Genomic DNA, 10,313 nt, shown 5'->3' with positions numbered 1-10,313 from the left:
GTGGAGCGATGTTCGAAATCCGGAACTGCCAGCCCTTCGCCGATGCCGAAATAGCAACGACAACGACGAGGGCCGACACATGACTGACGAAAAAACCGAAGCGCCGGAAGATCTCCCCGATGAACCGACCCCTGCGCATTCCACTGAAGAAGAGCGCGAGCGCTTGAAAGACTTCAACAAGGACGGGATCCCGCCGGGGAGTTGCTGATCACAAGGAGTCAGGCGTTTCCCCGACGTCTGACTCTTCAACTCCCAGCGGCACTCGACTCGGCCTGCGTCACCAATTCCCCGCTGATCGCATCGACCATGGCCGGATGCTCCTCTGCTGCCACGCGCAAATCCTCGGTGACCCGTAACTCTGCACCCGTCGGCGAAAAAGTCGCTGCCGCTGCGAAGGGGGCAGGGTTGGCCGGCACCGGGCGTTTGCCGCGGCGCCAGAAGAAAAAGCTGACCATGCACAGATTGACCATTGCGAATACCCAGAACAGGCCGTTGGCGCCGAACGAGTTCATCACCGGCGAGATCATCATCGGGCTGATGGCCGAGCCCAGCGAGTTGATCAGCAGCAAACCCTGAATCATCGGCACCAGCGCTTCGGCGGGGGCGCGGTCGGCGGCGTGGCTGACGGCAACCGGGTACAGCGCGAACACGCCGCCACCGAGCAGAAACAGCATCGCTGCGAGCATGGTCGAGGACAGCGGCATCAGCACGATCACCAGCGATAACGCAGTGCACGCCACCGCCAGCAGGGTCAGCACTTGCAAGCGATCCGTGCGGTCGGACCAGCGGCCGACCGGGTACTGCAGAAGCATCGCGCCGAGGATCGTCCAGGCCATCATGCTGCCGACTTCACCGACATCCAGACCGCTGCGTTGCAGATACAGCGGCAGCAAGGTGTAGATCGCCGCGATGGTCACCCCCGAGCCGAAACAGCCGACCAGCCCGGTCGGCGTTACGCCCAGCAGTTGTCGAGGCTTGAGCGGCTCGACCTGATCGAGCAGCGGCGACACCCGTGGCAGGATCACGATCGGCAGCACCGACAGCGCAGCGAGCATGCCGGCGACCATGAACGGCGCGCTGTCGCTCATGCCGGTGATGGTTCCCAGCGTGGCCTGGCCCAAAACGCCGGCGCCATAGAGGACGATCATGTACAGCGCGAGCAAGCGTCCGCGAATCTTCTCGTCACCCGCCAGCAGCAGCCAGCTTTCGATCACCAGAAACACCCCGACCGTGGCCCAGCCATTGATCAGGCGCAGGACGAGCCAGCCCCAAGTGTGATAGAACAAGCCCTGCATCAGGATCGTCACGGCAATCAGTGAGGCGAAGCTGCCGTAGGCGCGAATGTGGCCGATGCGCAGGATCAGCCGGTCATTGAACACCGCGCCCAGGGTCAGGCCCATGAAGTAGGCTGATGAAACAATCCCGATCATTGTCGCCGAGGCACCGGCGGCGTCCAGGCGAAGGGTGGTCAGGGAGGAAAGAAAACCGTTGCCCAGAGCAATAATGAACAGCCCGAGCAGGGGCGCCAGCGCCATGGCCAGCAAACGCGGAGACATAAAAACCTCAAGAAATCGAACAGCGCAACGTGCGCCTCTGCGCGTGCGGTTGCCAGGCTGGAACAGGTGTTGGGCAAGTGTCTGCCGGTCGGGCAGGGTTGTGGTGTCGGACGACATGGCCGCCCCTCTAGTTCGCGTCTGCGACAAGACAGCCGAATGCAGGAGCGCGCGGGATTCTAAGGCTTGTGCAGGATTTGCCAATAGCTGAAGGCTGCGACGTTAGGACGCAGGCCTCAGAGACTGTCGATCCGCCCCAATGGGCGCCGCGTCAAGCCTTGAGAAACCTCGCGGCGCAACTGACGAACAGCAACAGCAACACCACGCCACCCAGCGCGAAGACCAGCGAACTGAAATGGGCGAGCATGCCGATGAACGCCGGCCCCATCAGAATCCCCGCGTAGCCCATGGAAATGATCGCCGGAATGGCCGTGCGCTGCGGCATGCGCTGTTGCCGACCGGCGGCGCTGAATAATACCGGGACGATGTTCGAGCATCCGGCGCCGACCAGCGCGTAGCCCAGCAATGACGCCGGCCAGCCATCGAACACCAGTGAAACCAGCATGCCGACTGCCGCGCAGATGCCGCCCAGTGTCACCACGCGAATGCCGCCCAGTCGTCTGACAATCGCGTCTCCGGTCAGCCGTCCGAGGGTCATTGCCGCGGCGAAACAGGCGTAGCCCAAACCTGCGTAGCTCGCTGGCATATCGCGCTGTGAAGCCAGAAACACCGCGCTCCAATCGAGCATTGCGCCTTCGGTGAGGAACACGATGAAGCAGAGGATCCCCAGTAGCAGGACGATTCCGCGCGGAATCGCGAAGATCGGCCCGTCGCGTTCGGTGCCATAAGGCAACAGGTTCGGCGCAGCCTTGTACAGCGAGGCAACGATGATCGCCACCAGGCACAACACCGCCAACAGCGGATCGAGCCCGAGGCTGAGCATCGCCGTCATCGCGCCAGCACCGGCGATCCCGCCCACGCTGTAGAGCCCGTGGAAACCCGATTGCAGGGTTTCGCCGCTGTTCTTTTCGACGATGATCGACTGGATATTGATCGCGCAATCGAGCATGCCCATGCTCGCGCCGAACAACAGTACGGTGAGCGCCAGCCCGGGCAACCACGCCAGATGGCTCAGCATCGGCAGCACCGCACACAAGACCAGGGTTGAAGCGATGATCACCGGCCGGCAGCCAAATCGCGCGGTCAGGTAACCGGCGAACGGCATGGCCACGATCGAACCGATGCCAAAGCCCAGCAACAACAGGCCCAGACCACCTTCGTCCAGGCCGGTGCGCGCTTTTACCAGCGGAACCAGCGGCGCCCACGCCGACATGACGATGCCAGTGATCAGGAAAACGATCCGCGTGGACGCGCGTTCGCCGTGGTTTTCGCGAATTGCCAGGGACGATGTGCATCCACTCATGGACAGATGCGCCAATCAACCAACCGACTTCAACGAAATCGGCCCTTTCAGCCGATCCATCATCGTCGCGCAGTACCAGTCATCGAACTGACAGACCCCGGTTTCGGCGGTTTCCGAATACGGGCCGGGTTCGTAGGAAGGCGAGGTCACCCCGCGTTGGGTGCCTTCGACCAGCGTGCGGTCCTGATCGTTGGTGGCAATCCACACTTTGGTCAGGCGCTCGATGTCGTAGTCAACGCCTTCAACGGCCGTGTTGTGCACCAGCCATTTGGTGGTGACCAGTGTTTCGGTAGCGCTGATCGGCAGCACACGGAAACTCAGCGCATGGTCGCCAAGGAAATGGTTCCAGGTCGACGGGTAGTGGAAGTACAGCAGCGCGCCGATGTCGGCTTCGGAGGTTTTGTCGAGGCGACCATTGACCGCCGGCTTGCCGTCCATGGTGTAGCTGACGGCGCCGGATGAAAGCGGGATGCGCGTCATGCGGAACTGGCCATTGATGTCCATTACCAGACGGCTGGGCAATCCGGCCTTTTCGCACTTGGCCCAGTACGCCGACAGCTCGGGATCATCTTCACCGCTGATGCCACCGACTGACAGGTTATCGACAAACGAATGCAGGAGTTCTGGGTGTGAGCCGTCGCAGTGATAGCACTCGCGATTGTTTTCAAAAACCAGTTTCCAGTTGCCTTTCTCGATGATGTTCGACTCGAACGCGACTTTGCAGTCCGCAAGGTAGTGCGGCGCGACAAAGGGGCTGACGGCCTTGCGGAAACCTTCGAAGTCCGGCGCCTTCGCGGCCACGCAGACATAAATGTAGGTATCGACGATTTCGCAGTGCACGCTTTTCAGGTTGTATTGGGACTTGTCGAAGTCCTGCCCCATGTTGCCAGCGAATAACAGGTTGCCATCCAGCTCGTAAGTCCACTTGTGATACGGGCAAACCATTTTCGCCACTTTGCCATGGTCGGCCTCACAGATTTTCGCGCCACGGTGCCGACAGGCGTTGTGAAAAGCCCGAACCTCACCGTCCTTGCCGCGAACGACGGCCACCGGGTAGTCACCAATCTGCAGGGTGAAGTACTGCCCCGGTTTGGTGATTTCGAAGGTGTGGCCGGCGAAGATCCAGTCCTTGTGCCAGATCTGCTCAAGATCCTGACGGTAAACGTCCTCACTGCGGTAGAGCGCGCCCGGCAGCGAATGCCACGGCTTGCGTTGTGCGATCAGGTCATAAACGCTTTGCTTGTTGTTCATTGTTATCCTCCCAGGACTTCGATCTTGAGCGGTCACCTTTAACCGTGACTTTCTACATAAGCGAACGATAAGCCTCAGCCTATCGGGCGCAGGACAAACGCCACAACCGACATTTGCTGCGGGCAATTAATGATTTGCGGTTATCGATGGACGGTTCACGGTGACGACGGTATCGCTTGAAAAACAGGCTGCAGGGCGGTGATCGCGCAGCGGGCCTGGGCGATGTCCCTGATCGCCGTTTTCACAGCGGTACTGCGCTCATGGCCGAGACCCTGAGCGAACAGATCAAACTTTTGCTGCAGCTCTTCGACGCTCAAAGGCGTGTGCGGATCGCCGCGCGCAGCGGTGATCGGGCTGACCAGCACTTGGCCATTTTTCAAGGTAATGCTCAGCCGCGAGAGGATTTCCTCTGGGAATCGCGCCGAGATATCGGCGGCTTCAACGATATCGATGCGGGCGCTGAGGGCGAGAATATTCGGCGCAGAAATCGCCGAACCGGTGACTTCCTCAGGACCGACCTTGCCTCTGACAACCAGCGCTGCCAGCGGAAATGCGAGGGCGTATTGCGCTTGATCGGCGTCCTTCGGCGAATGCCCCTGCAGGCACATCGATTCATAAAACGTTTCCACCCGGATGGTTTCGATCGAATCGGCAGCAAGCAGCGGATGTTGCCGTTGCAGCTCGAGCATCGCCGTCAGCGCTGGTTGCGCCCAGCGGCAGACCGGCCAGGGCTTGAAGTACTGGCTGTCGATTTCCCAACGCTGACCGAGGTCGCGCCAGTGTTCCGCGACCGTAACGTCTTCGACCGTTTCCGCCGGCGCCCCGGTGATGCCTTCCATGGCCATGAACAGCGCGTTCAGACCGGCGAATGCGCCTGCGCCGTGTGCATCACGCAGCATTGTCGGCGCCTGCACCACGCGCATCATCGGGCAACGCGCGCTGAAGTATTCGGCAATGCCCAAAGCGTGGCGAAAGGTGGCCTCATCCAGACCCAGCAATCGCGCCCCGGCGCAGACCACCCCCAGCGCGGAAAAGCCACCGGAAGCGTGATAGGTGGGCGAGGTCGCCATCAGTGCCGAGCCGGCACGCAGTGCGGTTTCGTAACCAATGCACAGAGCGCTCAGCAGCTCATGCCCAGTGATGGATCGGCCCTGATGATGCAGCGCATCGGCGAGGGCAAGCACGGCGGGTACCACGGTTGCCCCGGCATGGCCCTTGGATTTGAAGTGGCCTTCATGGGCATCGAGGCTGTCAGCGCTGAAGCCGCCGGCCCAGGCTGCGCCGAGCACATTGACGCGCTGCCCGGCAAAGATCATGCGACTGCTATAGAGCCCGGCCGGATAGTGCCGTTCGGCAAACCGGCGCATGGCGACAGTGGTGTCATTGCTCGCCGCGCCGGCCATGACACCGATGATATCCAGCAGACTGTTTTGCACGATGGCGCGGGTTTTCTGCGGAGCGTCGAGAAAATCAAAATCGCGAGAGAATTCGAAGAGTGACATGCAGCAAGCCCTTCCTGTGTGTTGAGCGCGACCGTGCTTGGTCGGCGCCGCTCAACAATGGGTCAGGCGAGGGAGCTGCTCCAGCGACATTTTCGTCGGGCTATTGATAACCAAAACGCCCGACGCTGGCGCAGCGCAGATCAACGGCGGGGAAACTTCGCCAGAATCCATTCGCGAAAGCGCCGCAATTCATCTTCATTGTCGGAATTTTCCCGGCAGCTCAAGTAGTGCCAACTGTTGCGCAACTGCACCTGTTGCTCGATCGGTCGCACCAGCAGGCCCTGCTGCACCAGCGAGGTGACCAGATGATTCCAGCCCAGCGCGATGCCTTGGTGAGTCAGGACCATGCTGATCAGCAGGTTGTAATCGTTGGCGTTGAAGATCTGCGGACTGTTGGTCGGGCGGTCGTCGATATCGATCGCCTGAAACGCCAGCCACACGCCCCAGTCGACGTGTTCGGCGACCTGCGAGCGGCCGTAAGGGCTGAGATTCAGCAACGCCGAATCGCGCACGCCCTCGATGGTGGAGATTTCCGGGTGCTGCTCCAGGTACTGCGGCGTGCACACCGGGTAGATCACGTCGTGGCACAGCGGATAGCTTCTATAACCTTCGCGGATCCGCGAAATCTTGGTGATGAAGATGTCCGGCTGCACGCCGGGCTCCATGGTCAGGAAGTTCTGCGTGGTGATCAGATTGAGTTCGATGTCCGGGCACTGAGCGAAGAATTCCTGCAAATGATTCGACAGCCACAATGCGGAAAAGGCCGGTGAGCAGCAGATCGTGAGCACCTTCTTGCTCGACTGGCTGCTGCGGATGCGTTCGGCGGCCTGGGCGATGTTGACGAACGACAATTGCGCGGCATCGAAGAACACCGCACCGGCGGCGGTCAGTTCGACCGCGCGACCCACCCGGGTAAATAGTTGCGCGCCCAGATAGCTTTCCAGTTCGCGTATCTGCCGACTGATCGCCGCTTGCGAAACGCACAACGCCTCGGCGGCGCGGGTGAAGCTTTCGTACTTGGCGGCCGCGACAAATGCCTTCACAGCCCGCAAGGACGGCATTTTCAACAGGATGGTGTCAGGGTCGACATGCTTGGTCATTCGTACACTCTCCTAACGATACAGCTCCCCAACGAAGCGCGAGGAGGGTAACGGAACGCTCTTCGCAGGGCCACGCCAGCGTCGCTTTGGGAATAGACCCGGTCGCTCACGGTGCGAAGCCGAAGGATCAGCCATGGCCGACCCTGCAACCGATAACCCGACGTTATCGAATTGTCCCTGTAAATGTAGTTGGATTAAGCGAGGTGATGCTAATAGATTTGCAACATCCCCTCTTTCCTGGGCACCCAAAAATAATAAAAGGAAACCCGTCGTGAAGACATTTATTGATTACCGCTGCCGTTCAAACATGGTTTCACTCAATTGCTCGTCGTTTAAAGCGATCGAAGTGCGACACGAAGGAGGCATGGTATGACAAGTTCCGACGAGATCATCTGCGTAAAGAATGTTTTCAAAGTCTTCGGCAACCAGCCAGCGCTGGCCATGAAGATGATTGAAGAGGGCGCCTCGAAAGCTGAAGTATTCAAAAAGACCGGTCAGGCAATTGGTGTATTCGACGCCAACTTTTCCGTTCGACGAGGCGAAATCTTCGTGATCATGGGTTTGTCCGGCTCCGGCAAATCGACCATGGTCCGCCTGTTCAACCGGTTGATCGAGCCGACCTCCGGCAAGATCTTCCTTAACGGCAAGGAGATCACCGGTCTGGCCGACAAGGACCTGCTGCAAGTCCGCCGCAAGGACATGGGCATGGTCTTCCAGTCGTTCGCCCTGATGCCGCACATGAGCGTGATCGACAACGTCAGTTTCGGTCTGGAAATCAGCGGCGTCAGCGAGAAAGAACGCTACTGCCGGGCCATGGGCGCACTCGAGCAGGTCGGGCTTTCCGGCCAGGAATTCAGCTTCCCCCATCAACTTTCCGGCGGCATGCAGCAGCGCGTCGGCCTGGCTCGCGCGCTGGCCAACGACCCTGCCATTCTGCTGATGGACGAAGCGTTCTCGGCACTCGACCCGATGATTCGCAGCGAGATGCAGGGCGAATTGATCAAGCTTCAGGCCGAGCAGGATCGCACGATCATTTTCATCTCCCACGACATTGAAGAAGCGGTGCGCATCGGCCATCGCATCGCGATCATGGAGGGCGGGCGCGTGGTGCAGATCGGCACGCCGCGTGAACTGCTGTGCAATCCGGTGAATAAATATGTGAGGGATTTCTTCAATGGTTTCGACACCAGTCGAATATTGAAGGCCGGCGATATCGCTCAGCAGGATTCGAATGTTGTTTATTTGCCGGGCAGTCAAGTAACCATCAAGGCTGAAGCCTCATTGCGCGACATCTTTCATATAGTCGCGGCTTCGGCAACGCCAATGCCGGTAGTGGATGAAGTTGGACTTTATAAAGGTTCGATTTCCCAGGGGCATTTACTGAGCTGCCTGAGTAACAGCTGAACTCCGAACAGTCAGAATTGATTAAGCAGTTTCTGCGGGCGAGGTAGCACCATGTCAGATTTCAATATTCTGGATCCTTTCCAGAGCATCAATATTCCCTTCGGTGCGTGGGTCGAAACCGCGCTCAAATACCTGGTCGGTAACTTTCGCGAAGTATTCCGCTCGATCCGCTGGCCGGTCGACCAGGTTCTCGACGGCGTGCAGTGGAGCCTGCTGTCGGTGCCGCCGACGGTGTTCATCATCATTGCCGGGCTGATCAGTTGGCAGATCGGCGGCAAACGCATCGCTCTTTTCAGCGTCGCCACGCTCACCGGCCTCGGCCTGATCGGCGTGTGGAATGACGCCATGGTCACTCTGGCTCTGGTGCTGACCTCGCTGTTGTTCTGCGCGGTCATCGGCATTCCGCTGGGCATCCTCTGTGCGCGCAGTGATCGCACGGAAATGATCATCCGCCCGGTACTCGACGCCATGCAGACGTTGCCGGCATTCGTCTATCTGGTGCCAGTGGTCATGCTCTTCGGCATCGGCAACGTCCCCGGGGTGATCGTCACCATCATCTTCTCGGTCGCGCCACTGGTGCGCCTGACCAACCTTGGCATCCGCCAGGTGCCCGCCGACAAAGTCGAAGCGGCGAGGGCCTTCGGCTGCACGGCCACGCAAATGCTGCTGAAGGTGCAATTGCCACTGGCGGCGCCAACGATGATGGCCGGGCTCAACCAGACGCTGATGTTGTCGCTGTCGATGGTGGTGGTCGCCTCGATGATCTCGGTGGGCGGTCTCGGCTTGATGGTATTGAGCGGCATCGGTCGCCTCGACATGGGCCTGGCCAGTGTCGGCGGCGCCGGGCTGGTGTTGCTGGCGGTGTTCCTCGATCGATTGACCCAGGCCATGGGTGAACGCAGCAGTGACCTGGCCACCGGTCAGCGCTGGTATGAGAGCGGCCCGGTGGGGCTGCTGATGAAACTGAAGAAAAAGAAGTCCATTGCACGTCCCGTGACCAATTGAGTTTGCCTGCTCACCCATAAACACTTTCAAGCGTGGTGAAACATGAAACTGACAACTCTCAAGAAAAGCCTGATGGCGTCGCTGTTCGCTACATTGCTGTGCTCGGCGGTCCACGCGGCAGATGCCAACAAACCGGGCGCCGGTGTGTCGATCACGCCGATTTTCCCGAGCATCGCCGAAGAGCGTTTCCGCGGTGAGGTGGTGCTCGCCGGACTCAAGGAATTGGGCTACGACGTCAAAGCGCCGAAAGAAGTCGATTATCCGGCGATGTTCCTTGCGCTGTCCTACGGCGATGCGGATTTCACCGTGCATGAATGGGAAAACCTGCACCAGGCGTTTTATGAAAAGGCCGGCGGCGACGATGTGATGGTAAAAGTCGGGCAGGTCATGAAAGGTGTGCTGCAGGGCTACATGATCGACAAGAAGACCGCCGACGCCTACCAGATCAAGGACCTCGCCGATCTGAAGAAACCGGAGATCGCCAAACTGTTCGACAGCAACGGCGATGGCAAGGCCGACCTGACCGGCTGCAACCCGGGCTGGGGCTGCGAAATCATGATCGAGCATCACATGAAAGCCTATGGTCTCGGCCCGACCGTGGTGGATAACCGCGGCTCGTATTTCGCCTTGATGGCCGACACCATCGCGCGCTATCAGCAGGGTAAACCGGTGTTGTTCTTCACCTGGGTGCCGCAGTGGATTGCCGGCGTGCTGGTGGAAGGGCGCGATGTGGTCTGGCTGCCAGTGCCGTTCACCTCGCTGCCGGATGGCAAGGAAAGCAAAGACACCTTCCATGACGGCAAGAACCTCGGGTTCCCGGTGGACACGATCAATGCCGTGATGAACAAGGAGTTCGCCGAGAAGAACCCGGTGGCGCGCAAATTCCTCTCCGAGGTCAGCATCCCTCCCAGCGCGGAAAGCGAGCAGAACCTGCGCATGCAGAAGGGTGAAAAATCCCTCGCCGACATCAAGCGCCACGCCGCGGAATGGATCAAGGCCAATCAGCAGGCTTATGACGGTTGGTTGAGCGACGCACGCGCGGCGGCGAAGTAATCGGTTCGACCACAGTGTGCGG

At 59.8% G+C, this 10,313-nt stretch carries 9 protein-coding genes; 4 read left to right on the top strand and 5 right to left on the bottom strand.

Annotated elements, in window-relative coordinates; translation table 11 throughout:
* Window positions 1–79 precede the first annotated feature (79 nt).
* Complete coding sequence (locus BLU71_RS27895; protein ID WP_256590071.1) at window positions 80–208, top strand: hypothetical protein; 129 nt, start codon at window positions 80–82, stop codon at window positions 206–208.
* A gap of 37 nt (window positions 209–245) precedes the next feature.
* Here the strand turns inward: BLU71_RS27895 and BLU71_RS09320 are convergent, their stop codons facing one another.
* From BLU71_RS09320 to BLU71_RS09300, 5 genes are all read right to left on the bottom strand, one after another.
* On the bottom strand, window positions 246–1,673 hold the full coding sequence (locus BLU71_RS09320) for an MFS transporter (RefSeq protein ID WP_328810045.1): 1,428 nt from the start codon (window positions 1,671–1,673) through the stop codon (window positions 246–248).
* 151 nt (window positions 1,674–1,824) lie between these two features.
* Window positions 1,825–2,976 (bottom strand): MFS transporter, encoded by a 1,152-nt coding sequence (locus BLU71_RS09315; RefSeq protein ID WP_083352892.1) that lies wholly within the window; start codon window positions 2,974–2,976, stop codon window positions 1,825–1,827.
* Between the two features lie 15 nt (window positions 2,977–2,991).
* Complete coding sequence (locus BLU71_RS09310) at window positions 2,992–4,227, bottom strand: aromatic ring-hydroxylating oxygenase subunit alpha (protein ID WP_042610381.1); 1,236 nt, start codon at window positions 4,225–4,227, stop codon at window positions 2,992–2,994.
* Between the two features lie 155 nt (window positions 4,228–4,382).
* Entirely contained in the window at window positions 4,383–5,729 is a 1,347-nt protein-coding gene (locus tag BLU71_RS09305) for an MmgE/PrpD family protein (RefSeq protein ID WP_083352891.1), read from the bottom strand.
* A 140-nt stretch (window positions 5,730–5,869) separates the two neighbouring features.
* Window positions 5,870–6,829, bottom strand: coding sequence for a LysR family transcriptional regulator (locus tag BLU71_RS09300; RefSeq protein ID WP_064361751.1), 960 nt, complete (start codon window positions 6,827–6,829; stop codon window positions 5,870–5,872).
* A 369-nt stretch (window positions 6,830–7,198) separates the two neighbouring features.
* Between BLU71_RS09300 and BLU71_RS09295 the strand changes: the two genes are divergently transcribed.
* Genes BLU71_RS09295 through proX form a run of 3 tightly spaced genes read left to right on the top strand, consistent with a single transcriptional unit; the run spans window position 7,199 to window position 10,291 of the window.
* On the top strand, window positions 7,199–8,233 hold the full coding sequence (locus BLU71_RS09295) for a quaternary amine ABC transporter ATP-binding protein (protein ID WP_083352890.1): 1,035 nt from the start codon (window positions 7,199–7,201) through the stop codon (window positions 8,231–8,233).
* 51 nt (window positions 8,234–8,284) lie between these two features.
* Window positions 8,285–9,238, top strand: a complete 954-nt coding sequence (proW, locus tag BLU71_RS09290; protein ID WP_042610385.1) for a glycine betaine/L-proline ABC transporter permease ProW — start codon at window positions 8,285–8,287, stop codon at window positions 9,236–9,238.
* A 42-nt stretch (window positions 9,239–9,280) separates the two neighbouring features.
* Window positions 9,281–10,291 (top strand): glycine betaine/L-proline ABC transporter substrate-binding protein ProX, encoded by a 1,011-nt coding sequence (gene proX, locus BLU71_RS09285; RefSeq protein WP_042610386.1) that lies wholly within the window; start codon window positions 9,281–9,283, stop codon window positions 10,289–10,291.
* The last annotated feature ends 22 nt before the right edge of the window (window positions 10,292–10,313 follow it).

It is taken from the genome of Pseudomonas moraviensis, assembly GCF_900105805.1.
In the GTDB taxonomy this organism is placed as follows: domain Bacteria; phylum Pseudomonadota; class Gammaproteobacteria; order Pseudomonadales; family Pseudomonadaceae; genus Aquipseudomonas; species Aquipseudomonas moraviensis_A.
The sequence above is the reverse complement of the archived record's forward strand: the minus strand, read 5'-3'. Positions and strand labels throughout refer to the sequence as shown.

Excerpts from the sequence above, each read along its gene's own strand:
- BLU71_RS09305 (WP_083352891.1), bottom strand. The coding sequence starts at position 5,729 with ATGTCACTCTTCGAATTCTCTCGCGATTTTGATTTTCTCGACGCTCCG.
- BLU71_RS09300 (WP_064361751.1), bottom strand. The coding sequence starts at position 6,829 with ATGACCAAGCATGTCGACCCTGACACCATCCTGTTGAAAATGCCGTCC.
- BLU71_RS09320 (WP_328810045.1), bottom strand. The coding sequence starts at position 1,673 with ATGTCGTCCGACACCACAACCCTGCCCGACCGGCAGACACTTGCCCAA.
- proX (WP_042610386.1), top strand. The coding sequence starts at position 9,281 with ATGAAACTGACAACTCTCAAGAAAAGCCTGATGGCGTCGCTGTTCGCT.
- BLU71_RS09310 (WP_042610381.1), bottom strand. The coding sequence starts at position 4,227 with ATGAACAACAAGCAAAGCGTTTATGACCTGATCGCACAACGCAAGCCG.
- BLU71_RS09315 (WP_083352892.1), bottom strand. The coding sequence starts at position 2,976 with ATGAGTGGATGCACATCGTCCCTGGCAATTCGCGAAAACCACGGCGAA.
- BLU71_RS27895 (WP_256590071.1), top strand. The coding sequence starts at position 80 with ATGACTGACGAAAAAACCGAAGCGCCGGAAGATCTCCCCGATGAACCG.
- BLU71_RS09295 (WP_083352890.1), top strand. The coding sequence starts at position 7,199 with ATGACAAGTTCCGACGAGATCATCTGCGTAAAGAATGTTTTCAAAGTC.
- proW (WP_042610385.1), top strand. The coding sequence starts at position 8,285 with ATGTCAGATTTCAATATTCTGGATCCTTTCCAGAGCATCAATATTCCC.